We start from the raw sequence: 26776 nt of genomic DNA, 5'->3' as shown, positions 1-26776 counted from the left end.
ACACCCAGCCTCGCCGCACACCGGCAAGTGCCTGGGAGAAGTTGAAGTCGAATTCCGTCGCGTCGCGACGGCAGGCCGCCTCCGATCAGCAGAGCATCATCCGGACGGCGCCTTAAGTGGAATCAGGACCATGTCATTTCAATTGCGACGCGCGCAGCGCCTTGGCGGAGCAAGCCTGCTCCTGCTCGGCGCCGCCGCTACATCCGCGTTCGCCCAGGACTCGGCACAACGACCGGCACAACAGCCGGCACAAGACAAATCGTCGACCGAGCTCCCCGCCATCACCGTAACGACGCCGAGCCCGATCGTACGCAGAGCAGTGGTGCCGACCCGCAACGCAGGCCGCGGCACGCGGACCGCGCGGGTGCGCAGCCGCGAGCAGGCAGCTGAAGCGGCACCGGCAGCTCCCGTGCCCGCCGCGCCCCAGCAAGGCGTGCTGCCTGTTGTGACCGATCAGTTCGCGACCGTCACCGTGGTGCCGAACGAGGAGATTCGGCGCAACGGCGGCGGCACGCTCGGCGATCTCCTGTTCTCGAAGCCCGGCATCACCGGCTCTGAATACGCACCCGGCGCATCCAGCCGCCCGATCATTCGCGGGCTCGACACCAACCGGGTCGGCATTATCGAGAACGGAACGGGCAGCAACGGCGCGTCCGATCTCGGCGAGGATCACTTCGTGCCGATTGATCCGCTGGCAGCCACCCAGGTCGAGGTCATCCGCGGACCGGCGACGCTGCGCTACGGCTCCACCGCGATCGGTGGCGTGGTCAGCGCAACCAACAATCGAATTCCGGATGCCTTGCCGTCCTGCACGGCGCCCTTTCCGACTTACGGACTCCCGACCAAGGCGCCGCTGGCAAACGTGGGATCGCCGGGCTGCATCACCGCGGAAACGCGGACGGCCGTAACTTCGGTCGATCGCGGGACCGAAGGTGCCGTGCTGCTCGATGCCGGCGGCGGCAACTTTGCCTTCCACGTCGATGCCTTTGGCCGCAAGGCCGGCGACTACAACATCCCGAGCTACCCGTTCTTGACGGACCCGACGCTGCCGTTCAACGGACGCCAGCCGAATTCGGCATCGCAGGCCTACGGCGGATCTGTCGGCGGCTCCTACATCTTCGACGGCGGCTACGTGGGCGCGGCGATCACGCAGCACAACGCGCTCTATCACATTCCCGGTATCGAGGGCAGCGAGTTCCTGACGCGGATCGACGGACGACAAACAAAGTTCACGACAAAAGGCGAGTATCGGCCGGATGCGGCGGCGATCGATGCGATCCGGTTCTGGGCCAGCGCCACCGACTATAAGCACGATGAGGTCGGGCTCGCCGACTCTGCCGACCTCGGCTCCCTCGGCGTGAGACAAACCTTCACCAACAAGGAACAGGAAGGCCGCGTCGAGGTGCAGCTTGCGCCGTTCGACGTCCGCTTTGCTGCGCTGACCACCGCTGTGGGCGTTCAGGCGTCGCATCAGAAGCTGACCGCGCCGAGTCCGGACGATCCAGGCAGCCCGATCAACGGACTGTTCGATCCGAACAAGAACACAAAGGTCGCCGGGTACATCTTCAATGAGTTCAAGTTCAGCGAAGCCACCAAGGCTCAGATCGCCGGACGCGTCGAGAGCGCAAGGTTGAGCGGCACGGCGCCGGCCTTCGTCCCCGATGTGTTCGACCTCGCCGTCGATCCGGCCGCGATCGGCCCCGCAACAGCGGTCAACCGCAACTTCACGCCGCTGAGCGGGAGCATCGGCCTGATCCACAGCCTTCCTTGGGATCTGGTCGCCAGCATCACCGGCCAATATGTCGAACGCGCGCCGAAACCGGCGGAATTGTTTTCGCGCGGCGGCCACGATGCCACCACCACTTTCGACATAGGCAATCCCAATCTCGGCATCGAGACCGCCAAGTCGGTCGAGGCGGGACTGCGACGTGCGGTAGGACCGCTTCGCTTCGAAATCACCGGCTACTACACCAAGTTCAACGGTTTCATCTACCGGCGCCTGACCGGCAACACGTGTGAGGACGGCGTTTGCCAGCTTGGCGCTGGCCTCGAACTGAATCAGGCGGTCTATTCGCAGCGCGACGCGACATTCCGGGGCGGCGAATTCCAGTTCCAGTACGACGTGATGCCGGTCTGGAACGGGATCTGGGGCATCGAGGGTCAATACGACATCGTGCGCGCGACCTTCGACGACGGCACTAACGTGCCACGCATTCCGCCCCAGCGGCTGGGCGGTGGTGTGTACTATCGCGACGCCGAATGGTTTGCCCGGATCAACCTGCTGCACGCGTTCGCGCAAAACGACATCGCACCGATCGCGGAGACGCCGACGCCCGGCTACAACCTGCTAAGGGCCGAGGTCAGCTACAAAACGCAGCTCGATCAACGTTGGTTCGGCGCGCGCGAGATGCATGTCGGGCTCGTCGGCAACAACCTGTTGAACGAGAATATCCGCAATGCCGTCTCCTTCAATAAGGACCAGGTTCTGTTGCCCGGCATCGGCGTCAGGGCGTTCGCGAACTTCAAGTTCTAGGTAACGACACGCGCCGTCATTGCGAGGAGCCCTTGCGACGAAGCAATCCAGACCGCCTCCGCGGAAAGACTCAGGATTGCTTCGCTGCGCTCGCAATGACGGAGTATGACGCGCGCAGCCGCGCGTCTTCTCGACGGTCTCTTAGCCGGATGAGATACGAGCAGTGTCGTAGCCCGGATGGAGCGTAGCGTAATCCGGGGTTCTCTCGTTGCGGAAGACCTTCCCGGATTGCGCTGCGCTCCATCCGGGCTACGGCGTTTCCAACGACGCGCGCCGCTCCTATGTCCGCGCTTTGCTCCAGTCCGGGCCGACCGCGCCCGACACGCCCTCGAAGGCGCCGTCGACGAGCTCGAACACCAGGATGCGCGCGGCATCGACCGGGCCGGGCATGGTGACGCGGCCCTTGGCGACCTGCTTGAAGCCGACGCGGCCGTAATAGGGCTCGTCGCCGACCAGCAGCACGAGGCGGTGGCCTTTTTCCCTGGCGTCCTTCAGCGCGCGCTCCATCAACTGACGGCCGATGCCGCGATCGCGGAACGGCGGCTCGACGGTAAGCGGCCCGAGCAGCAGCGCCGGCGTTTGGCCGATCAGAATCGGCAATTGCCTGACGGAGCCGACCAGGAGCGTGCCGATACGGGCCGTGAAGGACAATTCGAGCAGATGGTCGACGTGCTCGCGGATCCGGTAGGCGCTCAGCACGAAGCGGCCGGGGCCGAAGGTGCGTTCGTGCAGCCGCTCGATCGCCTGAGCGTCGCCGGCGGCTTCGGGAAGAATGGTCAGTGAGAGATCGTTCATGTCAATTCGCGGAGTAGCACTTGCGCCTGCGAAGGTCCATGGGCGGCGGCGGTGCCCCGTTCACCTCCCGGCGGGCGAAACTGCAGGCCTGGCTCAACCTGCGTCCCGTTTCGACGCCGGCTGGGATAGATAGGCCAGCATCTTCATCTCCCGCCGTCCTCGCGTCACCGTATCGAGCACGAGCCCTGACGACACCGACAGCAAGGCCATGATCATCAGGCCCATCGACAGCACGGCAGTGGGCAGGCGCGGCACGAGGCCGGTTTCGATGAAGGTGATCACGATCGGAATCGCGAAGATGATCGACGCCAGCGCCAGCAGGATTCCGATCACCGTGAAGAAGCGCAACGGCCGCTCGCTGCGATAGAGCTTCAGCATGGTGCCGAGGATGCGAAAGCCGTCGCGCCAGGTGTTGAGCTTGGAGAACGAGCCTTCGGGGCGCGCATAATAGGGCGTCTCGACCTCGGCAACCGGCAGCGACAATTCCAGCGCATAGACCGCAAGCTCGGTCTCGATCTCGAAGCCGTCGGAGAGGACGGGAAAGGATTTGACGAAGCGGCGCGAGAACACCCGGTAGCCGGACAGGAGGTCCTTGAAAGCGTGGCCGAAGGTGTCGGACAGGAAGCCGGTCAGCATGCGGTTGCCGGTGCGGTGGCCGAGCCGGTAGGCAGCCTGGACCTGATCGACGCGAAGCCCGACCACCATGTCGAGATGCTCGTCGAGCAGCTTGTCGATCATGATGGGTGCGCTCGGCGCATCGTAGGTGGCATCGCCATCGACCAGCACATAGACGTCGGCCTCGACGTCCGCGAACATGCGGCGCACGACGTGGCCCTTGCCCTGTCGGCGCTCGCTGCGCACGATCGCACCGGCTTCGCGCGCGACCGCGGCGGTCCGGTCGCGCGAATTGTTGTCGTAGACGTAGATCTCCGCCGCGGGCAGCGCCTTGCGGAAATCGGCAACGACGGTCGCGACCGCGGCCTCCTCGTTGTAGCAGGGCACCAGCACCGCGATACGAAGTTGCGTTGTGGTCATCAGGGCAGCACTCCGAGGCTTGTCGGCTCGCGCCCGAGCGGCGTGGCCTGCCGTGCGCGTCGAGCGGGTTACTAGCACAAGCCGCCCTCAGCGCCACGTCGCAATCACGGGCCTGCCATCGAGCACTTCGGCGATCCGCAGCCGCGTGCCGGGCGTGGTGCCCTCGGGCAATGCGGCATTGTCGAAGAACCCGCATTCGACGATCTCGCGGTTGGGCTCAGGGACGCGGTCCTGCCTGAACTGCCTGACCACGTAGACCGCGACGTGGTCGCGGCGGGAGACGTGGCTATTGAGGAAGACGCCGTGCAGGATCGCCTCGCCGGTCAGATCGATGTCACCCTCCTCCTTGAGCTCGCGCCGCAACGCCTCTTCCATGGTCTCGCCGAAATCGACGCCGCCGCCAGGCAAATACCAGCCGCTTACGTAGCTATGCCTGACCAGGAAGACACGATTGTCGGCATCCAGCACCACGGCACGGACGCCGAGCGTCATGCCGCGGACGAGCAGGAAATAGCCGTGCAAGAACCGCCGCAGCAGCGGCTCGGCTTTCCGTCGGGCTCGGTTCAGACGTTCTCCCATCAGGCTCCTTGACGCCCCCTGTTTCAGGCCCTGCTTGCGCGGGGCGCGCGACCTTGCCATTACAGCGGAGCAATAGCGAGGCATTCGCGCGCCATGACTCCCTTCACGCTGGCTCCCTTCACGCTCGCCCACCTGTCCGATCCGCATCTGGCGCCTTTGCCGAAGCCGCGGCTGATCGAGCTCGCGGGCAAGCGCGCGTTCGGCTATGTCAACTGGACGCGCAACCGCCACAAGTACCAGCGCCGCGAGGTTCTCGACGCGCTCGTCGCCGACATGAAGGCGCAGGCGCCCGACCACATCGCAGTGACAGGCGATCTCGTCAACCTGGCGCTTGAGGCGGAGTTCGCACCGGCGCTGGCCTGGCTCGAAAGCGTCGGCCCGCCCGACCGCGTGACCGCGATCCCCGGCAATCACGACGCCTATGTCAGCGCGACGCGTCATCGCTTCGGCGAGACGTTCCTGCACTACATCGCCGCGGACACACCCGGCGGCGCAGCCTTCCCAGCGGTGCGCCGGCGCGGGCCGCTTGCCCTGATCAGCCTGTCCACGGCGGTGCCGACCCTGCCGCTGATGGCGACCGGCACGCTGGGGCGCGATCAGCTCGCCGCGCTTGCGGAGGTGCTCGAGCGGCTCGCCGCGGAAGACGTCTTCCGCGTGCTGCTGGTGCATCATCCGCTGAAGTCCAGCGCGCGGGCGAAGCGGATGACGGACGCGCCGGAATTGTTGGGACTGTTGAAGCGCCACGGCGTCGAGCTGGTCCTGCACGGGCACGACCACATTCATTCGACGATGTGGTTCGAGGGTCCGAACGGCAACATTCCCGCGCTCGGCGTGCCGTCGGCCTCCGCGCTGGCGCACGGACGTTATCCGGCGGCGGCGTATAATCTGTTCACCATCGAGAAGGACAATGCCGGCTGGCGCTGCGAGCAGACGGTGCGAAGCCTCGGGGCGGGGTTTCAGGTCGGGCAGATCAAGCATGTGCGGTTGATCTAGACCCCGGTCGTCATTGCGAGCGCAGCGAAGCAATCCAGGAATCTCTCCGCGGAGGCAATCTGGATTGCTTCGTCGCAAGGGCTCCTCGCAATGACGAAGGAGAGAGCCTCACCAGCTCCGCAAGACCGCAAGCACTGCCACCCCGAACAACGCGGCGGCGCCGAGCACGAAGCCGAACACGAACGGCCACAGGCGCGAGCGGCGCGGCGGCGCGGCGGCCGGGGCCTGCGGTTCGGGCGCGACCACCATCGCCCGCTCGCGCTCTACCATGCGGCGCGCGACATAGTCGGTGACGGCCTCGACGATCACGGCGGTGTCGTGCGATTCGGCGAGCACGATGCGGCCGAAGCGGGTGTCCTGGACGAAGCGGTACATCCGCTTGTCGCGGCCCATCACGATATGGGCGACGACGTCGATCCACAGCCGCGGCGTATCGCCCTGGCTGATGCCGCGGTCGAACAGGTCGATCTGATCAGGCACCTGCGCGAACAGGGGATCGAGCGCGTCGTTGAGGATCTCGAGCCGTGCCACCTCGGCGTCGCGCAAATCGACGACGACGCCGGTGCGGTCGGCCGCCTCGATCCGCGCGCGCAGCAGCGCATCGCGCAGCCGCACCGGGCCCGGCTGGCCGGGATGGGTCCCGCTGGTCTCGGGCTCTGACATTGTCGGCCTCGTCCTCGACTTATCCCCATTAACCTATCAGCAACCAAACCCTCCGCAAAGACCTACAATTCCAGAGACTTACGGCGCCCACAGCCGTTTCACCTGTGCCAAAAACAGACGATCCCACCCAGGCAGGGCCTGGATGGGACCATCCGTCCTTGGACGTCTTCTTAAGTCGGGGCGATCAGGCCGAGACCCGCGAGGGCTCTTCCACGATCGAGAAGCGGACGCCGGCCTTGTGACGGCTTTCTTCCGAGACTTCCTTCCAGCACTCTTCGGCTTCCTTGCGGGTCTTGAACGGACCTTTGACCTGGGCCGAGCCTTCCACGAGCTTGTGGAAGTTCATCGAACCGAACTCGCCGCCGATCACCCAGAAATTGCTGCCTTTGGTCATTGTCAGTCTCCTGTTGAGGTGCGTGACCGGCCTGGACTCCAACCTGGCTTCCAGACCGGTCCGATCCGCCGTTAGCCGAACTGGTTCATCGTGTTGTGGACGCCGCCCGCCTTCAGCGCAGCTTCGCCCGCGAAGTACTCCTTGTGGTCGTCGCCGATGTCGGAGCCGGCCATGTTCTGGTGCTTCACGCAGGCGATGCCCTGACGGATCTCGGCGCGCTGGACGTTCTTGACGTAGCCCAGCATGCCCTGCTCGCCGAAATACTCGCGGGCGAGATTGTCGGTCGAGAGCGCGGCCGTGTGATAGGTCGGCAGCGTGATCAGGTGGTGGAAGATGCCGGCGCGCTTGGCCGAATCCGCCTGGAAGGTACGGATGCGCTCGTCGGCTTCCTTCGCCAGCGGCGTGTCGTCGTACTCCGCCTTCATCAGCTCGGCACGGTTGTACTTGCTGACGTCCTGGCCCGCTTCCTTCATCGCGTCGTAGACCTGCCAACGGAAGTTGAGGGTCCAGTTGAACGACGGCGAGTTGTTGTAGGCGAGCTTGGCGTTCGGCACCACCTTGCGGATGCGGTCGACCATGCTGGCGATCTGCTCGATATGCGGCTTCTCGGTCTCGATCCAGAGCAGGTCGGCGCCGTTCTGCAGCGAGGTGATGCAATCGAGCACGCAGCGGTCTGCACCGGTGCCGGGGCGGAACTGGTAGAGGTTGGAGGGCAGCCGCTTCGGACGCATCAGCTTGCCGTTGCGGTTGATGATGACGTCGCCGTTCTTGGCGTTCTCCGCGGTGATTTCCTCGCAATCGAGGAAGCTGTTGTACTGGTCGCCGATGTCGCCGGGCTTGTGGCTGACGGCGATCTGCTGCGTCAGGCCGGCGCCGAGCGAGTCGGTGCGGGTCACGACGATGCCGTCTTCGACGCCGAGCTCGAGGAAGGCGTGGCGGCAGGCGCGGATCTTCGCCAGGAAGACGTCATGCGGCACCGTGACCTTGCCGTCCTGGTGGCCGCACTGCTTCTCGTCGGAGACCTGATTCTCGATCTGCAGCGCGCAGGCGCCCGCCTCGATCATCTTCTTGGCGAGCAGATAGGTCGCCTCCGCGTTGCCGAAGCCGGCATCGATGTCGGCGATGACGGGGACGACATGGGTCTGGAAGTTGTCGATCTTCTCGATCAGCTCCTTCTCGCGAGTCTTGTCGCCTTCCTTGCGCGCCTTGTCGAGCAGACGGAAGATGTCGTTGAGCTCGCGCGAATCGGCCTGACGCAGGAAGGTGTAGAGCTCCTCGATCAGCGCCGGCACCGCGGTCTTCTCGTGCATGGACTGGTCGGGCAGCGGACCGAATTCGGAGCGCAGCGCCGCGATCATCCAGCCGGAGAGATAGAGGTAGGTGCGGTCGGTCTTGCCGCCGAAATGCTTCTTGACCGAGATCAGCTTCTGCTGGGCGATGAAGCCGTGCCAGCAGCCCAGCGACTGGGTGTACTTGGTGGGATCCTTGTCATAGGCGGCCATGTCGGCGCGCATCACGGCCGCGGTGTAGCGGGCGATGTCGAGGCCGGTCTTGAAACGGTTCTGCAGGCGCATGCGCGCGACGGCCTCGGCCGAAACGCCGTTCCAGGTCGGCTGGGTCTCGAGGAGCGCCTGAGCCGCCTTGACCTCGTCCTGATACGAGGACGGACCCTGGAGGGTGCTGATACCGCGGGGCTGGTAGTTCATGTGCCTGATCCTTTCGCTGACGATGGCGACGCAGCCATCGACATTCTTGACAATGCATTGCGAGATGCGTGTCAGAAGCTAAACGCGAAAAGGAAAAGTTCGTACAGATGGCTTGTTTTTTATTGGTGATGTCATGTAACATCTGAACGTGTACTACATGTCACTTTGTAAAATTTGTAAATAATAGGTCAACTACTCTGACCTTGATTGAGTCTGGAGATCTGAGACATGCCCGCCAATTCCGGCAAGAAACTCTTCGTCGGCCCGCGCTTCCGGCGAATCCGGCAGCAATTGGGGCTGTCGCAGACCCAGATCGCCGAGGGGCTCGGGATCTCGCCCAGCTATGTCAACCTGATCGAGCGCAACCAGCGCCCGGTCACGGCGCAGATCCTGCTGCGGCTGGCCGAGACCTATGACCTTGACCTGCGCGATCTCGCCACCGCGGACGAGGACCGCTTCTTCGCCGAGCTGAACGAGATCTTCTCCGATCCCCTGTTCCGGCAGATCGACGTGCCCAAGCAGGAGCTGCGCGACCTCGCCGAGCTCTGCCCCGGCGTCACCCATGCGCTGCAGCGGCTCTACGCGGCCTATACCGAGGCGCGTCAGGGCGAGACGCTGGCCGCGGCGCAGATGGCCGACCGCGACGTCGGCACGCGCTTTGAAGCCAATCCGGTCGAGCGCGTGCGCGAGCTGATCGAGGCCAACCGCAACTATTTTCCGGAGCTGGAGCAGGCGGCGGAAAATCTGCGCGACGAGTTGAACGAGCCCGCCGAAGGGCTGTATGCCGCGCTGATAACGCGCTTGCGCGAGAAGCACTCGATCCAGACCCGCATCATGCCGGTCGACGTGATGCGCGAGACGCTCCGCCGATTCGACCGCCACCGCCGGCAGCTGCTGATCTCGGAGCTGGTCGATCCGCCCGGCCGCGCATTCCAGCTCGCCTTCCAGCTGGGCTTAGCGGAATGCGCGCAGGCGCTGGAGACCATCATCGGCCGGGCCGGCCCGCTGGACGATGCGCCGCGGCGGCTGTTCCGGATCACGCTCGGCAATTACTTCGCGGCCGCCGTGATGATGCCCTACCCGGCGTTCCTCGCGGCCGCCGAAGCGCTGAACTACGACATCCACGTGCTGGCACAGCGCTTCAATTCCGGCTTCGAGCAGGTCTGCCACCGCCTCACCACGCTGCAGCGACCGAATGCGCGCGGCATTCCGTTCTTCCTCTTGCGCGTCGACAATGCCGGCAACGTCTCCAAGCGTTTCTCCTCCGGCACCTTCCCGTTCTCGAAATTCGGCGGCACGTGTCCGCTCTGGAATGTGCATTCGACCTTCGACACGCCGGATCGCCTGCTCAAGCAGGTGATCGAGCTGCCCGACGGCACGCGCTATTTCTCGATCGCGCAGATGGTGCGCCGCCCCGTGGCGCCGCATCCGCTGCCGCAGCCGCGCTTTGCCATCGGCCTCGGCTGCGAGATCCGCCACGCCGCCCGCCTGACCTACGCCACCGGCATGGACCTGGAGAAGGCCGAGGGCACCCCGATCGGCGTCAACTGTCGCCTCTGCGAGCGCGAGAACTGCGCCCAGCGCGCCGAGCCACCGATCACACGCACGTTGATCCTGGACGAGACGACGCGGCGGGTGTCGAGCTTTGCGTTCTCGAATGCAAGGGAGTTGTGAGGCACACACTCTCTCTTCCGTCATGGCCGGGCTTGACCCGGCCATCCACGCGCTTCCGCGTACGCAGAAAGACGTGGATGCCAGGGTCAAGCCCGGGCATGCCGACCAAGTGTGTGGTCGCCGCTCCGGTCATCAATAGCGCGCGCCCTCACGCCAGCGTATGCACGATCACCGGTCCCGCCATGGCGCGGGCGTCGCCGGCGAGCAGCGGGCCGAGATCCTTCTCGATCCAGGCGATGGCGCGCTTGTTCGCTTCCTCGGCCTGCTCGAACTTGTCGAAGATCGAGATCGCGGTGACCGTGTCGTCGCCGCCATAGACGACGTAATAGGCGCGGAAACCGTCGACGTCGCTGATGATGGGAACGGCGCCGTCCTTGATGCGGCGCGTCAGCTCTTCCGCGCTCCCGCTTTTCGCCTTGGCCTGACGGATGGCGGCATACATGGCATCCTCCCCTTCCGGCTATGATGTGAGGGCCTCGAGCCCGGGCGGATGTTACGCCGAAGCGCGCAGCCGATCCACGCTTGGTTAACCCGACCCTAATCCGCCCGCGCGATCTGCAACCAACGGTTAAGCACGCCTCAACATCGGTGCCTTAGTCTCGCCGCACTCACTTTTCGCAAACAAGGGCGGCTTAATCTGCCGGGCGAAGTGACATCAGGGGGTTCACCATGCGCATTGCGTTGCTGCTGACCGCGACCATTGTCGGCGCGCTATTCGCCAGTCCAACCATCGCCGGGTCGCTCGATGCCGGCGCGGCGCAGCCGCTGCCGCCGGGCTTCCAGAGCTACCGCGGCTACATGTTCGACATCTCCGAGAACCGCGACCGCAAGGATGTCGACAAGCTCACCGAGAACCTGAAGAGCCAGATCGACGTCGTCGAAGGCGTCGGCCTCTCCCCGCGCGTGCTGCGCTTCTTCCACACCGTTCCGATCGTCGCGAGCGAACTCGCCTGCCTCGACGAAGGCGCCGCCACCGCCTGCTACGGCCGGGTCACGCCGGACATGCAGCGCACCGCGCCCCGGACCCTGACGGTCTGGGACCCCGCCAAGCAGCGCTGGACCAATCCTAATGCCGTCGACCTCGCGGTCGATTCGGGCCTCGGCGTGATCATGCTGCGGCCGGACATGATGCGCTACGAGAAGGAGGCCGTGCTGCTGCACGAGATGCTGCACGCCTTCCACGCGCGGCTGCTGCCGGACGGCTACGCCAACAAGGGCGTGATCACCTACTACGCCCTCGCCAAGTCCAAGGACCTCTTGCCCAAGGAATCCTATGCGATGAAGAATCCCATGGAATTCTTTGCGGTGACCGCCAGCATCTTCCTGGCCGGCAAGAGCGAATTCCACGATCCGAAGTCGCGCGAGGCGCTCAAGGAGAAGATGCCGGACTATTACAAATATCTCGTCGGCGTGTTCGGCTTCGACCCCGAGCCGGCGGCCTCGAACGGCCCGGTCGCCTCGCTGAAATGAACGGACGGCGCCAAGCCAAGCCAAAGAGCCGCGCGAACAGCGCGGCTTTTTTGTTTCGCAGACCGGAAGCTGCGGATGACGCACAGCCGGGAATTGCCAAGCCGGGGTCCGATCTGCATAGTCCCGCCCGCATCGATACCGTTTTTCGAAGGGGATGAGAGACCATGGCGGAAGCCGACCTGGATGTCGTGATCCGGCAACTGGCCAGACAGCTGCATACGGGCCTGATGACCCGTGCCAAGGAGCGGCGGGATCGCTTCAACAGCCTTGCGGCCAAGGCCAAGGGCAAGGAGACCGGCGAGCGCTTCAAGATGATGGCCAAGGCCACCATGGAGCAGGCGACCGCGGCCGCCAAGCGCCTGCAGATGTCCGCCGATAACGTCGCCGACAGCTACGCGCGGTCGATGCGCCTCGCCGCCAGCACGCCTGTTACGGTGAAAGCGGAGAAGAAGGCAAAGGACGAGAAGCCGGCGAAGAAGGCCGCAAAGAAAGCCAAAGCGAAAAAGAAGACGTAGTCGTTGCACCCAGGGCTATCGCATATGACTTGCGGCGGCGGCCTGCGCACGCGCCTCGTCCTTCGAGACGGCGCTGACGCGCCTCCTCAGGATGAGGCTAATCAGCATCGGTGCTCGTTGAAACTGCTGCCGCGCATTCCGCCCTCATCCTGAGGAGCCCGCCAAAGCGGGCGTCTCGAAGGATGGCCGCAAGGAAAAACTCCCAAATGCGATAGCCCTGCCGTTGAACCGATCGCCGCTACGGGATTGGCGATCTGGAGGCTCGCCGGCCTGTCTCCCAATTATCTCCGGCTTGATCGGATCGCCGCGTTGCGCGTTTGCGACGCGCTCCCTCGCGGCCGCCGCAATCGGGCCGGCCGCGACCTCAACGATTCCTCCGCCCCAGGCATGGGCTGGTCGAACAGTCGAGCGACATCCCTCACATGTATTGCCTCACACTTTGGAGAAAGCGCTCTTTCTCGCCAGGCGCGTAACCTTGGGATGCCCCATAATAGGGTTCATTGAAGTGATTATAGGGTACCGCCCGGTACTGGACCGGCGGCCTCGGTGGCGCGTAGGTCTGGCGATGATGCCGCCGAGCGTTTCCTCTCGCTGGAGGACCGGCGTAGTAGGGATTGAGGACGCACATCTGGCCGTTTGCCGACGCCCTGCATTGGTCCATCGTCGTGAAGCTGCACCGGTAGTATGGCGTCATTCCGCGAGAAATGACGTTCAAGCAAACGGGATAAGCGGGGTCATATCTTTGGGCCCGGGCATCTCCCGCTGTCAGGGCGATACTCACGGTCAGAATCGTCAAAGCCCATTTGTACATTGGAAGCTCCTCCAGGGGCGCACGACATGGATGCACTCTGGACCCTGCCAGTATTGATCCAACTCAATACTTGTTGAACTGGTTTATACGCGCAGCAGGCAGCCGCGACAGTCTCGCTTTCCGCATCTCTCACCGATCTCGCCGCTATGCGGCAAGCGACCTGTCCTACAGAAGCATCGTAGGGTGGGCAAAGCGAAGCGTGCCCACGCGTCTGTTGTCGTATTGAGAAGATCGTGGGCACGGCGCGAAGTGCGCCTTTGCCCACCCTACGCTTTCCGGGCTTCGCGGAGAGACTTCCCTCATCTTCGCGGCGCGGCCACCAGTGTCGGCTCGGCGCTGGCGAGTTCCGCGAGCTTGGCGCGCGCGGCCTCTCGCGCGCGACCGTCCTTGCCGGCGGGCAGCGCCAGCGCGGCCTCGAAATCGGCGCGGGCGTCGTCCGTTTGGCCGCGGGCGAGGAACGCAAGGCCGCGGTCGAGACGGGCCTGCGCATCGGTGGGGTCGAGGCGGACCGCCGTGCTGTAGCTCAGGATGGCGCGGTCGAGATCGCCCATTGCGGCGAGCGCGAGACCGCGCTGGTGATAAGGTGCCGCGCGCTTGGGATCGTGCGCGATCGCCTCGTCGTAATCCGCAATGGCAAGCTCGAAGTCGCCGTTCTGCCGGCGCGCCAGCGCCCGGTCGCGATAGAGCGAAGCGCGGTTGGGATTGAGGTGGATGGCCTCGTCGAAATCGGCGATCGCCCGCTTGAAGTCGCCGTGACGCAGCGCGATCCGTCCACGTCCCGCATAGGCGAAGGCGATCAGCGAGCCGCGCAGCGGCGAGAAGCCGATCACGGCCGAGCAGATGTCGGGATCATCCTCGTCGCCGCAATTGACGACCATGTGCGTGGACAAGCCGACGAGCACGCAAAGGACGATCAGCAATGGTACGGCAATTCTGGTCATCTTCGACGGTGGCCGGCAGCGCGCCAGCCACCCATCCCCTTTCGAAGGAATGGTCACGCCGAGGAGTTAACACTGGTTGGGGACCCCCCTGTGTGCGCCAGATCACAAAGCCAGACGCAATCCTTGCCGGCTCCGTCAGCCCCAGGGACTACGACGTGAGGAGGAGCGGCCCCACGGCCCGCGCGGTGGATAGTTCTCGTTGGCGCCGACCGACGGCGCCGCGCGCGCGCCGAGCTCGGCCGCCAGTTGCTGGAGCGCGGCGACGCGGTTCTGCGTCGAGGGGTGGGTGGCGAACAGGTTGTCCACCCCGTGGCCCGACAGCGGATTGATGATGAACATGTGCGCGGTCGCTGGGTTTCGCTCGGCCTCGTAGTTCGGGACCTGGTGCGCAGCGCCCTCGATCTTCACCAGCGCAGAGGCCAGCCACATAGGTTGCCCCACGATGCGCGCACCGAGATTGTCGGCGGCATATTCGCGGGTCCGGCTGATCGCCATCTGCACCAGCATGGCACCGAGCGGAGCGAGGATCATCAAGAGGATCGAGCCGACGATGCCCGGACCGCTGTTGTTGTCGCGATTGCCACCGAAGAACATGCCGAACTGCGCCAGCATCGAGATCGCACCGGCGATGGTCGCGGTGATCGTCATCAGCAGCGTGTCGTGATGCTTGATATGCGCGAGCTCGTGCGCAATCACGCCGGCGAGCTCCTCGCGGCTGAGCTGGTTCATCAGACCGGTGGTGACGGCGACCGCGGCGTTTTCCGGATTGCGGCCGGTGGCGAACGCGTTGGGCTGGATCTCATCCATCACGAACACGCGCGGCATCGGCAGGCCGGCACGGCCCGCAAGCTCGGCGACGAGGCCGACCAGCTCCGGCGCGGTCGAACGATCGACCTCATGGGCGCCGTACATCGACAGCACCATGCGGTCGGAGTTCCAGTAGGTGAAGAGGTTGGTTGCGGCGGCAATGACGAGCGCGATCATGGCGCCCGAGGCGCCTCCGATCAGATAGCCGACGCCCATGAACAGGGCGGTCAGGCCAGCGAGCAGCATTGCGGTACGAAAATAGTTCATGGCCGTCTCCTAGGGCGGCCGCGGGCGAACCTCTGGCCGGCACCTTCGAAGTATGAATGCGGCCGCCGGCTGCAAGGTTCGTGCGTCGTGGAGCCGCAGACGCCAGCGGCACCAGCCAGCCTTTCCGCCGCCACTAAAGCTTGACCGGGATTTGCGCAAAAACACACGCGGAGGCTTAGCAACCTGGAAAGCGCAATTTCCGCATAACTCGCGGTAACCGGGCACGCGGCATTGGCCTTGTGCATTGACCGGGTTCCCGTTGGCCTCCCGTCAGCAAGGTGACCGCCATGGTAGACCGCTCGAGCGCCGCCTCCGTCGCCCCCTCATCCGCCCCCCCTCCTCACGACGCCAGAACTGATGCGAAGGGTTTGCAAGACTCCCTGCACGAGCACCTCTTCACCAATGACGAGTCCGACCATGCTTCCACGACGCAGAGCGGGCAAGAATCGGGGCGCCGCTGGCCGTATCTGCGGCGCGGCGCCAAGGTCGCGATCGGGCTCGCCATCGTCGCCGTGTTCGGCTGGCTGCCGCTGCGGGCGATCTGGGAAAATTCGAGCGTCGAAGCCGTGCTGAATTCCCGCCTCGTCACCTTGCGGACTCCGATCGGTGGCCGCGTCGCAGCCGCCCAGCGCGTCACTGACCAGGCCAAGCTCGAAGCCGGGACCGTCGTCCTGCGCGTCTTCAACTCGCGCGGCGATCGCACCCGGCTCGACGATCTCCGGCGGCAGAAATCGCGCCTGGAGAATGAACGGCCGAGCCTTGCGGCGAAGCTCGCTTCGGCGCAGGCGGCACAAAAGGATCTGGCGCGGCAGGCCGCGCTATTTCGCGACGGACGCGTGCTCCAGCTCGAGGCCCGCATCGCGGAGATCCAGACCTCGATCGAGGCTGCGGCGGCGCGGCGGGACGAGGCCAGTGCCGCCGTCGAGCGCGCCTCCTCGCTGGCAAAATCGGGCAATGTCTCGACCGTCGAACTGGCACGTCTGACGCGCGAGCTCTCGGTGTCGCAACAGACCGAGCTCGGTGCGCGCAAGCGGCTGGACGCGGCCAAGGTCGAGCTCGCCGCGGCACGGAACGGATCCTTCCTCGGCGACAGCTACAACGACCGGCCAAGCTCGGTTCAGCGCGAGGAAGAGATGCGCCAGCGTGCCGGCGACCTCGAGGCCGATCTCGCGCGCACCGACACGGAGATCGCCTGGCTCGCCAACGAGATCATCGTCGAGGAGGTCCGGTTCGCGGATCTCACCGAAGCCAACATTACGACACCCGTCGCAGGCCGCGTCTGGGAAATGATGACATCGCCGGGCGAGGACGTGCAGGCAGGCCAGCCGTTGCTCAAAGTGCTCGATTGCAGCGGCGCCGTGATCACCGCCAATGTCACCGAGAACGTCTACAACCGCCTGCAGCTCGGCGACCACGCGACGTTCGAGCCCAATGACGGCGGCGAGCCGATCTCCGGCACCGTGGTCAACCTGACCGGCGCTGCCGGCGCGCCGGCCAATCTCGCCATCAATCCGGATGCGCTGAGCAAGGAGCCCTATCGTGTGACCGTGGCCTCGCGCGATGCCGCAGCTCGCGCCTGCACGGTCGGCCGCACCGGCCGCGTGGTGTTTGCACGGCACGAGACCGCACCGTGACGGCGGCGCTGACGCCCGGCCTGATCGCGCTCGGCGCCTTCATGGCTATCGTACCGCTGCTGAGGCGCGACAGCACGATGGCACGCTCGTTCCTGGCCATTGTCTCGGTGACCTTGCTGCTGCGCTATCTCTATTGGCGGATCATGTCGACGCTTCCGCCGCCGCGCCTGACCGTCGATGCCGTGATCGGCTACCCCTTCATGCTGCTGGAGGCGGCCTCGCTCGTCGCGGTCGCGTTGTCGCTGCTGTTCCTGAGCCGGACGCGCGACCGCACCGGCGCAGCGAAGGTCGACGGCCGCACCACCGATCCGGGCGCACCGCTGATCGACGTCTTCATCTGCACCTACAACGAGGAACGAGGGATCCTCGAGCGTACGATCATCGGCGCGACGGGCATGGACTACGGCAATTACCGCGTCTGGGTGCTCGACGACGGAAGACGGCCCTGGCTGCGGCGGCTGTCCGGCGAGCTCGGCTGCCACTATCTGACGCGGCCCGACAACCAGCACGCCAAAGCAGGCAACATCAATCACGCACTGAGGCATGTCGGGGCGCTGCCGGAGCGGCCGCAGTTCGTCGCCATTCTCGATGCGGACTTCGTGCCGCGGCCCGATTTCCTTGCGCGCACCGTCTCGCTCATGGACGATGCGTCGGTCGGCGTGGTCCAGACCCCGCAGCACTTCATCAATCCCGACCCGATCCAGACCAACCTCGCCGCGACCGACGTCTGGCCCGACGAGCAGCGCTTCTTCTTCGACATCCTGCTGCCGGCCAAGGACGCCTGGGGCGTCGCGTTCTGCTGCGGCACCTCCTCCCTCATCCGCTATTCCGGACTGATGCGGATCGGCGGCTTTCCGACCGATTCGGTGACGGAAGACTATCTCGTCACGCTGCGCCTCAAGGAACGCGGACTCAATACGATCTATCTCAACGAGCGCCTGACGATCGGGCTCGCGCCGGAAGGGCTGAAGGAATACATCACCCAACGCGCCCGCTGGTGCCTCGGCTTGATGCAGATCGTGCGCGGCCGCAGCGGACCGCTCTCGCGGGACTCGAAGCTGCCCTTCATCGACCGCCTCTCGCTGGCCGACGCCTTCATGAGCTGGTCCGCGGTCTACACCTCGAAAGTGGCGGGCCTTGTGGTGCCCTGGCTGTTCCTGCTGTTAGGCATCCAGGCGGTGCGGGCCGATCTGAGCGAGCTGTTGCGGGTCTTTCTGCCCTTCTATGTCTGGAACGGCCTCAGCATGGCCTGGCTTTCGCGTGGCCGCTCGCTCGCAATGATGACGGATGTCTCCCAACTGATTGCCGCGCCTGCCGTGCTCAAGGCGGTGGCGACCGGCCTGCTGAAGCCGAAGGGACACAAGTTCAAGGTCACCGCGAAAGGCGGCGACCGCGACCGACGCTTCGTCGAATGGCCGCTGCTGCGCATCTACGGCTGTGCACTTTTCATCACGCTCGCATCCATCGCTTATGCCTTCATCCTGCAGCAGCGCGGCGAGAACATCGCCTATGGCGGACTGGCGCTGGCCTGGAGCTTCTACAACGCGTTCATCCTCACCGTGGTCTGCTTCGTCTGCATCGAGCAGCCGCGCAAGCGCAAGGCGGAGCGCTTCAATCGCAACGAGCCGGTGCTGCTGCGCCAGGACGGCAGGTCGCATCTGGCGCGGCTCGCCGATATCTCCATCACCGGTGCGCGGCTAATCGATCCCGATCCGCCGGCGCCTGGGAGCACGATCGAGTGCCAGATCTACGGCCGCTCGATTGCGGCCATCGTGGTGCGGCGGACCATTGATGGATTTGCCGTGCGGTTCGCGGAAGGCATGGACACGCGCGTGCATGCAATCAGGGCGTTCTATGCCGGCGAATATGTTCGGGCCTATCGGGGCGTCAGGGCGCTCCCGGTCGGTAAGGCGCTGCTGATGCGGCTGTTCGGCTAGCGCCACGCACTGTTAGCGGCAAGGTCGGCTTCCTCGCCGCTAGGGGGCGGGATGCACCTCTCTCGAGCTATCCGACTCGACGCCTGTGGCCACTCGAGCGCTCTGGATATCGATCATCAATTGCTTCGCCATCTCCTGCAGGCGGTCACGATCCCGGTCGGTGAACTCACGCGGCTGAGTATCGATGACACAAAGGCAGCCTACAACATGACCGGATGAAGTCCGGAGCGGGACCCCCGCGTAGAAGCGAATGCCTCGCTCCAGCACATGCGGATCGTCGGCGAAGCGCGGGTCTTCGGTCACATCCTCCGAAACCAGCATATCGCCTGCAGCGATCACATGCGCGTCGAGGGAGCCCTCGTGATTGCTCGGCAGACCTGCTTGAACTTCTTGGGCGCGGGCTTCAGCGGCGGTTAGCTGAATATGATCGACCAATGTCACCAGCGCGATCGGAACGTTGAACGCTTGCGCGACCTTTCTGGACGCCTCATCCAGGTCCTGGCGTTTCGAGGCGTCCAAGCCAAGTCCGCGCAGCGCGGCGAGCTGCGCACGTTCGGCGTCGGCCGTGAGCTGGGGCGTATCGCCGAGAGCTGCCGCGCGACCGACCCATGCTTCAACCTGCTCGACGCATGCTTGGAGAGAGGCGAATGCCGCGTCGGCCGCCATCTGGGTCTTGAGCTCTCCCGTCTGTTCCGTTCCGGCGATCAAATTCCAGCAGCAGGCGGCAAGCTTCACCTGTGGAGCCCGACGGCGCAGGCGACGAAAGACATAGCGGGCGTAGACCTGCGGCTGCGGGTGAAAGTAGGACAGACACACCACGTCGACCCCCTGGAGATCGAGTTGCTCCAATGCTCCCCGACTGACCGCGATCGGCGGCAAGACCTTGGCGCCGATGGTGCGCTCCTCGAGCACCTGCGCGAGCATCTCCGCCGCTGCATGATCGAGCTCCGTGCGTCCAGCGAGACAGAGGACGCATGGTCGCTGCGCGGTGTGATTTCCCTCGTCCACTGCATTCGCCTTTTCGCGGATGTGGTCATCAACCTCCCGGACAACCGAGATAGCCGTATCCGCAACGAGACGCCGGTAATTGGTGTCGATGCTGCTGCGCTGACGATCATTCTCCGCCAGGCGCAGCGCCGGAATTCCGACGTTGTCGTACAGCTCGCGCGAGGAACACTCGTCGACATAGTTCTCGGCGAACTCAACCGCCTCCTCCAGATTGCCGGCCAATAGGCGCTGGTAGAGTTGCTCCTCCGGCGCGAGCACAGGGTCGCTGCCGAGCAGAACGCCCAAGAACTCCAACTGCGGGACGTAGCGCCCCATGACGACAAGGCAGACGGTCAAAGGTGTCGCCAGAAACAGCCCGACGGGTCCCCACAGCATCGTCCAGAAGATCGCGGCGATGATAATTGCGAGGGACGACAGCCCGGTGCTGGATCCGTAAAGCCAAGGCTCGACAACATTGTTGCTGACGAGTTCAGCCGTAACGAACAAACCGACGACCCAGAACAGCATCGTCCAGCCGGGATCGACGGCGATGGCCAGGGCAACGGGAAATATAGCAGCCAGGAAAGGACCGAGGTAGGGAATGAATCGAAGTACCGCTGCGAGCAAGCCCCAAAGAATCGCGTTCGGCACGCCAACAAAGTAGAGTGCAACACCGATCGGCACGCCGTAAGTCAGATTGACAACAAGCTGCATCAGCAGATAGCGGCTGACCCGCGAGGCAGCATCGTTGATGGCCTGAGTACTCTTCTGAAGGTCACCGGCTCCGGCTAACTTGATGAATCGGTCGCGCAGGTCTTCGCGCTCGAGCAGCACGAAGATCACGAAAATGACGACCAGCCCGGAAGTCGCAAGCGGCGCCAGCAATGGACCTATGACCGATCGAATGAGCTCCAGCGGTCTCGGCTGTGGCGGCTCCACCCGCACGGTGACAGGCTCCCGACTCTCACTGCCGGTGCCAAGCCGGGAGGATGCAGCCGCCGACTTTTTCTCATCTCCCGAGATCTCTCTGCCGAGATCCTGCATCGTCGTGGTAACGGCGTCGACGACCCCGCCGCCCGGCGCAGAGCTTTGCAACGAGCGGATCTTCTCGGTGATGGTGGTCTGATAATTGGGAAGGTTGCTGGCGAGTTGGACCAGTTGGCGCCCAACGACCAAGGCGACCCCTGCGACGACGATGAAGGCAATGGAAACGGCAATTAGCACCGCTGCAATGCGGGGCACTTTCCAACGTCTCAGCCAATTGACCAAGGGCGTGAGAACGAAGCTCAGCAGGATGGCAAGGGCAAAGGGAACGAAGATTTCCCGGCCGAGATACAGGGCTCCGATGGCTAGGACGATGCCGCCGGCCGTGAGCATGGGCGAGGTTGCGGCTCGCACGGCCGGTGTTCGTTGCGTCGACGCCGGAGGCAACTCGGCCACAGATCGAGCCTTTCCGTAACGGTTTCGACAGGTCAACCCCGATTCGGCGGGATTGATCCAACCGAGCCGATGGCTTGATTTCTGAATACATGCCCCTGCGCACCAAGGCGGGCGACCTATCGTCCTCCAGATCAGGTGCAGGGTGGGGATGGCCTGGGGCGGCCGCTTCCCCTAAACTTCGGCCGAATCCACGCCTGCCCTTCCCCGCCGGAACCCCCATGGTCCAGACCCGATTTCCGATCGCGGCCCTCGCGCTTATCGCATGCACGGCCACGGCATCCGCCCAAATGCTTCCGCCTCCTGCCAAGCCCGCAGTGCCGAAGGCCGCCTCGCCGCGCGCCGCCTCGTGCCACAATGGCGCGAGCTTCGATCGCTTCCTGACCGAGGTGAAGCAACAGGCGGTGGCCGCCGGCGTGTCGCAGCGCACGATCGCGGAGGCATCGCCCTATCTCGTCTACGACCAGGGCATCGTCAACCGCGACCGCGGCCAGCGCGTGTTCGGACAGCTCTTCACCGAATTCGCCGGCCGCATGGCCGCGGCCTATCGCATGCAGAACGGGCAGCAGCACATCAAGCAATACGCCGCGGCGTTTGCGCGCGCGGAAAAGGAATACGGCGTGCCGCCCGCGGTGATCGCCGCGTTCTGGGGCCTTGAGAGCGATTTCGGCGCCAACATGGGCAATTTGCCGACGCTGAAATCGCTGGTGTCGCTCGCCTATGATTGCCGCCGTTCGGAGATGTTCGTGAACGAGACCATCGCGGCGCTGAAGATCATCGACCGCGGCGATCTGCATCCCGACGAGATGATCGGCTCCTGGGCCGGCGAGCTCGGCCAGACCCAATTCCTGCCCGTGCACTACGTCAACTACGCGGTCGACTTTGACGGCGACGGACGGCGCGATCTGTTGCGCTCGCCGGCCGACGTGATCGGCTCGACCGCGAACTACATCGCAAACGGATTGAAGTGGCGGCGCGGCGAGCCGTGGCTGGAGGAGATCAAGGTGCCGCCGAACCTGCCGTGGGAAAAGACCGATCTCACGATACGCGAGCCGCGCTCGACATGGGCGCAACTCGGCGTCACCTATCCCGACGGCCGGCCCTTGCCGAACGACAATCTCGCAGCCTCCGTGCTGCTGCCGATGGGACGCTTCGGGCCGGCCTTCATGGCCTATCCGAATTTCGCGGCTTACACCGAGTGGAACAACTCGCTGATCTACGCGACCACCGCGGGCTATCTCGCCTCGCGCATCGCCGGGGCCGCGCCGATGCGCAAGCCGGCTGCGCCGGTCGCGCAGCTGCCGTTCAACGAGCTCAAGGAATTGCAGCAGCTGCTGGTGCGCGCCGGCTTCAACGTCGGCAAGGTCGACGGTGTGCTGGGGCAGCAGAGCCGCGCCGCGGTGAAGGCGACGCAGATCAAGTACGGCCTGCCGGCGGATTCCTGGCCGACCGCCGAGCTGCTTGCGCGCATGCGCGGCGGCACGGCGCAGGCGCCGCCACAGACGACGGTGCGCTGAATAACTATCCGTGGTCATTCCCCGCGAAGGCGGGGAATCCAGTACGCCGCGGCCTGACGGTTCAATCACAACTGCCTCGGAGTACTGGATCGCCCGGTCAAGCCGGGCGATGACAGCGAGGGTGTGGCGGCGATGACGGCGAAGACGGTGGCGCGATGGAATTTTCGCATCGCACAAGTGGCTTTCCGCGATTGCAATTTTCCATGAGGCTCCCATGTGAGTGGCTCAGGTTTTCTCCTGAGATTTCCCACCCTTTGAAGCGAGCATCACATGTCCTTCTACGACGCCGTCGTCCCCGCTTATTTGCAGATGCTGAACAGCGTGACCGGGCTGCTCACCAAAGCTGAGGCGCATTGCGCGGCCAGGAAGATCGATCCCAGCGTCCTGCTCGGCTCGCGCCTCTTCCCGGACATGCTGCCGCTGTCGCGGCAGATACAGCTGGTCAGCGACTATCCGACCAGAGGCTGTGCGCGGCTGACGCATAGCGAGGTCCCCTCGACGCCCGACACCGAAACGAGCTTTGCGGAGTTGAAGCAGCGGCTGGCGAAAACGATCGACTATGTCAAATCCTTCAAGCCCGAGCAGTTTGAGGGCGCCGACGCCAAGGACGTCACCTTTCCGATCGGCCCCGGCAAGACCATCACCATGACGGGACAGCAATTCCTGAGCTCGTTCTCGCTGCCGAACCTCTATTTCCACGCCGCGATCGCCCACGGCATCTTGCGTCACAACGGCGTTGAGATCGGCAAGCGCGATTTCCTCGGCGCGAACTGATTTCTGAAATCGCACGGCCGCGACAGTGGGATTTCACTGTCGCAGCCGACATTGCACACGAATTATGCTACGCGCGCCCTGCCGCGCAGCTCGTCTGCACTTTGCGTATGGCTCATCCCTTGCGCCCGATGCCGCGATGCACAATTGTTCGAGACCTCTCATCGCCTGGAAGCATTCCCATGAGCCGTTCGACCAAATTGTTTGAGACCTACAAGCTCGGTCCCATCACGCTGGCCAACCGTCTGGTCATGGCGCCGCTGACGCGCAACCGCGCCGTACCCGGCACCTTCGTGCCCGGTCCGCTCGCCGCCGATTATTACGCCCAGCGTGCATCCGCGGGCCTGCTGATCACCGAGGCGAGCCAGGTCTCGCAACAAGGTCAGGGCTACCAGGACACGCCCGGCATCTATAGCAAGGAGCAGGTCGCCGGCTGGCGCAAGGTCACCGACAAGGTGCATGAACGCGGCGGCAAGATCTTCATCCAGCTCTGGCATGTCGGCCGCATCTCGCATGTCGATCTGCAGGCGAATGGCGCAGCCCCGGTGGCACCGAGCGCGATCCGAGCCAAGGGCAAGACCTTCGTCAACGGCGGCTTCGCCGACGTCTCCGAGCCGCGCGCGCTCGAGCTCTCCGAGATTCCCGGGATCATCGACGACTTCAAGCGCGCCACGAAGAACGCGCTGGAATCCGGCTTCGACGGCGTCGAAATCCACGGCGCCAACGGCTATCTGCTCGAGCAGTTCGCCAAGGACGGCGCCAACAAGCGCACTGATGCCTATGGCGGCTCGATCGAGAACCGCGCGAAGCTGATGCTGGAGGTCTCCAAGGCCGTCGTCGCCGAGGCCGGCGCCGGGCGCACCGGCATCCGCATCTCGCCGGTGACGCCGGCCAACGACATCTCGGATTCCAACCCGCAGGCCCTGTACGATCACATCGTCGACGGCCTCAGCGCGTTGAAGCTGGTCTATCTCCACGTGGTCGAGGGCGCCACCGGCGGGCCGCGCGACATCGCGCCGTTCGACTATGCATCGTTGCGCAACCGCTTCTCGGGCGCCTACGTCGCCAACAATGGCTACGATTTCGACCTCGCCAGCAAAGTGCTGGAGGCGAACGCCGCCGACCTCATCGCCTTCGGCAAGCCGTTCATCTCCAACCCCGACCTGGTCGAACGCTTGAAGGCGGGTGCGGCGCTGAACGACTGGGACAAGAACACCTTCTACGGCGGTGGTGCGAAGGGCTACACGGATTACCCGACGCTGGCGGCCGAGCCGGCGGAGTAGGTTCTTCTCCACACATGACGCTGGTCATGCCCCGCGAAGGCGGGGCATCCAGTACGCCGCGGCTTCTCGGTTCAACCACGACCGTCTCTGGAATAATGGATTGCCCGCCTTCGTGGGCAATGACACCGAGGGTGTGAAAAACCCTCGCACCACAACGACAAAAGAAAAAGGCCGGGATCGCTCCCGGCCTTTCGTGTTTGATATCGCTCTAAGCGCCGCTTACTTCACTTCCGCGCGCTTGGGCGGAGTGGCGGGCCACGACTTGATCAGGGTGTCGTAGTCCACCGTCTCGCCCTTCGGCTTCTCGTTGGCGAGCTTGCGCTGTGGCGCGATGGTGCCGTCCTTCTGGGCCTTGGCGAACCAGTACTCGGCCGACTCCTTCTTGTGCAGCTTCGGACCGCAGGCGCCCTGCACGCCGGACTTCTCCAGACGCTCCAGCACGGAGTCCTGGGCCGCCGCGAGAGCATCCATCGCCTGCTGCGGCGTCTTCGCACCGGACGACGCATCGCCGATGTTCTGCCACCACAGCTGCGCGAGCTTCGGATAGTCGGGCACGTTGTTGCCGGTCGGGGTCCACTGCACGCGCGCGGGCGAGCGGTAGAACTCGATCAGGCCGCCGAGCTTCGGCGCACGCTCGGTGAACGACTTGTCCCAGATGTCGGATTCACGGATGAAGGTGAGACCGACATGGCTCTTCTTCAAGCTCACCGACTTGGAGACGATGAACTGGAGATAGAGCCAGGCTGCCTTGCGGCGATCCGGCGGAGTCGACTTCAGCAGCGTGGCGGAGCCAGCGTCCTGGTAGCCGAGCTTCATGCCTTCCTTCCAGTAGGAGCCGTGCGGCGACGGAGCCATACGCCACTTCGGCGTACCGTCCGCATTCACCACCGGCAGACCCGGCTTCACCATGTCGGCAGTGAAGGCGGTGTACCAGAACATCTGCTGGGCGATGTTGCCCTGCGACGGCACGGGGCCGGACTCGGAGAAGGTCATGCCCTGCGCCTGCGGCGGGGCGTACTTCTTCATCCAGTCGAGATACTTCGTGATCGAGTAGACTGCGGCCGGACCATTGGTGTCGCCGCCACGCTCCACCGAAGAGCCGACCGGGCGGCAGCCCTCCATCCGGATGCCCCATTCGTCGACCGGCAGACCGTTCGGAATGCCCTTGTCACCGTTGCCGGCCATCGACAGCCAGGCGTCGGTGAAGCGCCATCCGAGCGAGGGGTCCTTCTTGCCATAGTCCATATGGCCGTAGACCTTGACGCCGTTGATCTCCTTGATGTCGTTGGTGAAGAACTCGGCGATGTCTTCATAAGCCGACCAGTTCACGGGCACGCCGAGCTCGTAGCCATACTTGGCCTTGAACTTGGCCTTGTAGTCGGCATTGGTGAACCAGTCGTAGCGGAACCAGTAGAGGTTCGCGAACTGCTGGTCGGGCAGCTGGTAGAGCTTGCCGTCCGGCCCGGTGCCGAACGACTTGCCGATGAAGTCGTTGACGTCGAGCATGGGGTTGGTGACGTCCTTGCCCTCGCCGGTCATGTAGTCGGAGAGCGCAATGGTCTGGCCGTAGCGGAAATGCGTGCCGATCAGGTCGGAGTCGTTGATCCAGCCGTCATAGACGTTCTTGCCCGACTGCATCTGGGTCTGCAGCTTCTCGACGACGTCACCTTCCTGGATGAGATCGTGCTTGAGCTTGATGCCGGTCAGCTCGGAGAATGCCTTGGCGAGCGTCTGCGCCTCGTATTCATGAGTCGTGATCGTCTCGGAGACGACGTTGATCTCCATGCCCTTGAAGGGCTCGGCGGCCTTGGCGAACCACTCCAGCTCCTTCTTCTGGTCTTCCTTCGACAGCGTCGAAGGCGTGAATTCCGCGATCCACTTCTGGATCACGGCCTCGTCGGCGGCGCGAACCGGCGCCGAGACGGCGAACGACACCGCGATGATCGCAGCGGCGCTGGACATGGTCAGAAAACTATTCTTGGTCAATGGACCTTTCCTTCTCCTAAACTGTCGCATGTTGTTCCTCC

At 64.5% G+C, this 26776-nt stretch carries 22 protein-coding genes; 10 read left to right on the top strand and 12 right to left on the bottom strand.

Annotated elements, in window-relative coordinates; all coding sequences use genetic code 11:
- The first annotated feature begins 130 nt into the window (after window positions 1-130).
- Window positions 131-2533 carry a TonB-dependent receptor gene (locus I6F24_RS34970; protein ID WP_225150168.1) on the top strand — a complete coding sequence of 801 codons (2403 nt, stop codon included), beginning with the start codon at window positions 131-133 and terminating at the stop codon, window positions 2531-2533.
- Between the two features lie 279 nt (window positions 2534-2812).
- Here I6F24_RS34970 and I6F24_RS34965 read toward each other — a convergent pair whose 3' ends face one another.
- From I6F24_RS34965 to I6F24_RS34955, 3 genes are all read right to left on the bottom strand, one after another.
- Complete coding sequence (locus I6F24_RS34965; RefSeq protein ID WP_057026259.1) at window positions 2813-3328, bottom strand: N-acetyltransferase; 516 nt, start codon at window positions 3326-3328, stop codon at window positions 2813-2815.
- A gap of 93 nt (window positions 3329-3421) precedes the next feature.
- Window positions 3422-4363: a glycosyltransferase family 2 protein gene (locus I6F24_RS34960; RefSeq protein WP_225150158.1), complete on the bottom strand. Its 942-nt coding sequence runs from the start codon at window positions 4361-4363 to the stop codon at window positions 3422-3424.
- 87 nt (window positions 4364-4450) lie between these two features.
- Window positions 4451-4942, bottom strand: coding sequence for an NUDIX domain-containing protein (locus I6F24_RS34955; protein ID WP_036013806.1), 492 nt, complete (start codon window positions 4940-4942; stop codon window positions 4451-4453).
- 108 nt (window positions 4943-5050) lie between these two features.
- Between I6F24_RS34955 and I6F24_RS34950 the strand changes: the two genes are divergently transcribed.
- Entirely contained in the window at window positions 5051-5935 is an 885-nt protein-coding gene (locus I6F24_RS34950) for a metallophosphoesterase (RefSeq protein WP_036013809.1), read from the top strand.
- 108 nt (window positions 5936-6043) lie between these two features.
- Here I6F24_RS34950 and I6F24_RS34945 read toward each other — a convergent pair whose 3' ends face one another.
- From I6F24_RS34945 to I6F24_RS34935, 3 genes are all read right to left on the bottom strand, one after another.
- Complete coding sequence (locus I6F24_RS34945) at window positions 6044-6598, bottom strand: hypothetical protein (protein ID WP_109145012.1); 555 nt, start codon at window positions 6596-6598, stop codon at window positions 6044-6046.
- A gap of 184 nt (window positions 6599-6782) precedes the next feature.
- A complete protein-coding gene (locus I6F24_RS34940) occupies window positions 6783-6992 on the bottom strand; it encodes a hypothetical protein (RefSeq protein WP_036013800.1) in 210 nt (69 codons plus the stop codon).
- Window positions 6993-7063: 71 nt separating this feature from the next.
- Window positions 7064-8698 (bottom strand): isocitrate lyase, encoded by a 1635-nt coding sequence (locus I6F24_RS34935; protein ID WP_036013803.1) that lies wholly within the window; start codon window positions 8696-8698, stop codon window positions 7064-7066.
- 228 nt (window positions 8699-8926) lie between these two features.
- On the opposite strand from I6F24_RS34935, the gene I6F24_RS34930 reads away from it, so the two are divergent.
- Window positions 8927-10372, top strand: a complete 1446-nt coding sequence (locus tag I6F24_RS34930; RefSeq protein ID WP_225150155.1) for a short-chain fatty acyl-CoA regulator family protein — start codon at window positions 8927-8929, stop codon at window positions 10370-10372.
- Window positions 10373-10520: 148 nt separating this feature from the next.
- Here I6F24_RS34930 and I6F24_RS34925 read toward each other — a convergent pair whose 3' ends face one another.
- On the bottom strand, window positions 10521-10814 hold the full coding sequence (locus I6F24_RS34925) for a hypothetical protein (RefSeq protein ID WP_036024810.1): 294 nt from the start codon (window positions 10812-10814) through the stop codon (window positions 10521-10523).
- A gap of 227 nt (window positions 10815-11041) precedes the next feature.
- Here I6F24_RS34925 and I6F24_RS34920 point away from each other — a divergent pair, with 227 nt between their 5' ends.
- Window positions 11042-11842 (top strand): hypothetical protein, encoded by an 801-nt coding sequence (locus I6F24_RS34920; protein ID WP_036024809.1) that lies wholly within the window; start codon window positions 11042-11044, stop codon window positions 11840-11842.
- A 164-nt stretch (window positions 11843-12006) separates the two neighbouring features.
- Window positions 12007-12357: a hypothetical protein gene (locus I6F24_RS34915; RefSeq protein WP_036013820.1), complete on the top strand. Its 351-nt coding sequence runs from the start codon at window positions 12007-12009 to the stop codon at window positions 12355-12357.
- Between the two features lie 418 nt (window positions 12358-12775).
- Here the strand turns inward: I6F24_RS34915 and I6F24_RS37835 are convergent, their stop codons facing one another.
- From I6F24_RS37835 to htpX, 3 genes are all read right to left on the bottom strand, one after another.
- Window positions 12776-13168, bottom strand: a complete 393-nt coding sequence (locus I6F24_RS37835; protein ID WP_074448123.1) for a DUF3551 domain-containing protein — start codon at window positions 13166-13168, stop codon at window positions 12776-12778.
- 299 nt (window positions 13169-13467) lie between these two features.
- The gene (locus I6F24_RS34905) at window positions 13468-14109 is read right to left on the bottom strand and encodes a tetratricopeptide repeat protein (RefSeq protein WP_192893321.1); all 642 of its coding nucleotides are present in this window, start codon (window positions 14107-14109) and stop codon (window positions 13468-13470) included.
- A gap of 135 nt (window positions 14110-14244) precedes the next feature.
- A complete protein-coding gene (htpX, locus tag I6F24_RS34900; RefSeq protein WP_036013824.1) occupies window positions 14245-15183 on the bottom strand; it encodes a zinc metalloprotease HtpX in 939 nt (312 codons plus the stop codon).
- A gap of 287 nt (window positions 15184-15470) precedes the next feature.
- On the opposite strand from htpX, the gene I6F24_RS34895 reads away from it, so the two are divergent.
- Both I6F24_RS34895 and I6F24_RS34890 read left to right on the top strand, forming a co-directional pair.
- On the top strand, window positions 15471-16817 hold the full coding sequence (locus I6F24_RS34895) for an HlyD family secretion protein (RefSeq protein WP_036013829.1): 1347 nt from the start codon (window positions 15471-15473) through the stop codon (window positions 16815-16817).
- On the top strand, window positions 16814-18754 hold the full coding sequence (locus tag I6F24_RS34890; RefSeq protein WP_225150153.1) for a glycosyltransferase: 1941 nt from the start codon (window positions 16814-16816) through the stop codon (window positions 18752-18754). Before I6F24_RS34895 ends, I6F24_RS34890 begins: the two co-directional genes overlap by 4 nt.
- 39 nt (window positions 18755-18793) lie before the next feature.
- On the opposite strand, the gene I6F24_RS34885 is transcribed toward I6F24_RS34890, so the two are convergent.
- Entirely contained in the window at window positions 18794-21118 is a 2325-nt protein-coding gene (locus I6F24_RS34885) for an AI-2E family transporter (protein ID WP_057026251.1), read from the bottom strand.
- A 281-nt stretch (window positions 21119-21399) separates the two neighbouring features.
- Between I6F24_RS34885 and I6F24_RS34880 the strand changes: the two genes are divergently transcribed.
- From I6F24_RS34880 to I6F24_RS34870, 3 genes are all read left to right on the top strand, one after another.
- Window positions 21400-22695 carry a lytic murein transglycosylase gene (locus tag I6F24_RS34880; protein ID WP_225150151.1) on the top strand — a complete coding sequence of 432 codons (1296 nt, stop codon included), beginning with the start codon at window positions 21400-21402 and terminating at the stop codon, window positions 22693-22695.
- Between the two features lie 270 nt (window positions 22696-22965).
- The gene (locus I6F24_RS34875; RefSeq protein ID WP_036013837.1) at window positions 22966-23469 is read left to right on the top strand and encodes a DUF1993 domain-containing protein; all 504 of its coding nucleotides are present in this window, start codon (window positions 22966-22968) and stop codon (window positions 23467-23469) included.
- Window positions 23470-23648: 179 nt separating this feature from the next.
- Window positions 23649-24749, top strand: coding sequence for an alkene reductase (locus I6F24_RS34870; protein ID WP_225150149.1), 1101 nt, complete (start codon window positions 23649-23651; stop codon window positions 24747-24749).
- Between the two features lie 219 nt (window positions 24750-24968).
- Here the strand turns inward: I6F24_RS34870 and I6F24_RS34865 are convergent, their stop codons facing one another.
- Window positions 24969-26711, bottom strand: a complete 1743-nt coding sequence (locus tag I6F24_RS34865) for an ABC transporter substrate-binding protein (RefSeq protein WP_036013842.1) — start codon at window positions 26709-26711, stop codon at window positions 24969-24971.
- Window positions 26712-26776: the final 65 nt, after the last annotated feature.

It is taken from the genome of Bradyrhizobium sp. BRP23 (assembly GCF_020194135.1).
GTDB lineage: Bacteria > Pseudomonadota > Alphaproteobacteria > Rhizobiales > Xanthobacteraceae > Bradyrhizobium > Bradyrhizobium yuanmingense.
Note: the sequence above shows the minus strand (reverse complement) of the source record. Positions and strands in the feature narration are given on the sequence as shown.

Bases quoted from the DNA above. Each gene is read 5' to 3' on its own strand.
- I6F24_RS34970 (WP_225150168.1), top strand. From the start codon at position 131: ATGTCATTTCAATTGCGACGCGCGCAGCGCCTTGGCGGAGCAAGCCTG.
- I6F24_RS34965 (WP_057026259.1), bottom strand. From the start codon at position 3,328: ATGAACGATCTCTCACTGACCATTCTTCCCGAAGCCGCCGGCGACGCT.
- I6F24_RS34960 (WP_225150158.1), bottom strand. From the start codon at position 4,363: ATGACCACAACGCAACTTCGTATCGCGGTGCTGGTGCCCTGCTACAAC.
- I6F24_RS34955 (WP_036013806.1), bottom strand. From the start codon at position 4,942: ATGGGAGAACGTCTGAACCGAGCCCGACGGAAAGCCGAGCCGCTGCTG.
- I6F24_RS34945 (WP_109145012.1), bottom strand. From the start codon at position 6,598: ATGTCAGAGCCCGAGACCAGCGGGACCCATCCCGGCCAGCCGGGCCCG.
- I6F24_RS34940 (WP_036013800.1), bottom strand. From the start codon at position 6,992: ATGACCAAAGGCAGCAATTTCTGGGTGATCGGCGGCGAGTTCGGTTCG.
- I6F24_RS34935 (WP_036013803.1), bottom strand. From the start codon at position 8,698: ATGAACTACCAGCCCCGCGGTATCAGCACCCTCCAGGGTCCGTCCTCG.
- I6F24_RS34930 (WP_225150155.1), top strand. From the start codon at position 8,927: ATGCCCGCCAATTCCGGCAAGAAACTCTTCGTCGGCCCGCGCTTCCGG.
- I6F24_RS34925 (WP_036024810.1), bottom strand. From the start codon at position 10,814: ATGTATGCCGCCATCCGTCAGGCCAAGGCGAAAAGCGGGAGCGCGGAA.
- I6F24_RS34920 (WP_036024809.1), top strand. From the start codon at position 11,042: ATGCGCATTGCGTTGCTGCTGACCGCGACCATTGTCGGCGCGCTATTC.
- I6F24_RS34915 (WP_036013820.1), top strand. From the start codon at position 12,007: ATGGCGGAAGCCGACCTGGATGTCGTGATCCGGCAACTGGCCAGACAG.
- I6F24_RS37835 (WP_074448123.1), bottom strand. From the start codon at position 13,168: ATGTACAAATGGGCTTTGACGATTCTGACCGTGAGTATCGCCCTGACA.
- I6F24_RS34905 (WP_192893321.1), bottom strand. From the start codon at position 14,109: ATGACCAGAATTGCCGTACCATTGCTGATCGTCCTTTGCGTGCTCGTC.
- htpX (WP_036013824.1), bottom strand. From the start codon at position 15,183: ATGAACTATTTTCGTACCGCAATGCTGCTCGCTGGCCTGACCGCCCTG.
- I6F24_RS34895 (WP_036013829.1), top strand. From the start codon at position 15,471: ATGGTAGACCGCTCGAGCGCCGCCTCCGTCGCCCCCTCATCCGCCCCC.
- I6F24_RS34885 (WP_057026251.1), bottom strand. From the start codon at position 21,118: ATGCTCACGGCCGGCGGCATCGTCCTAGCCATCGGAGCCCTGTATCTC.
- I6F24_RS34880 (WP_225150151.1), top strand. From the start codon at position 21,400: ATGGTCCAGACCCGATTTCCGATCGCGGCCCTCGCGCTTATCGCATGC.
- I6F24_RS34875 (WP_036013837.1), top strand. From the start codon at position 22,966: ATGTCCTTCTACGACGCCGTCGTCCCCGCTTATTTGCAGATGCTGAAC.
- I6F24_RS34870 (WP_225150149.1), top strand. From the start codon at position 23,649: ATGAGCCGTTCGACCAAATTGTTTGAGACCTACAAGCTCGGTCCCATC.
- I6F24_RS34865 (WP_036013842.1), bottom strand. From the start codon at position 26,711: ATGTCCAGCGCCGCTGCGATCATCGCGGTGTCGTTCGCCGTCTCGGCG.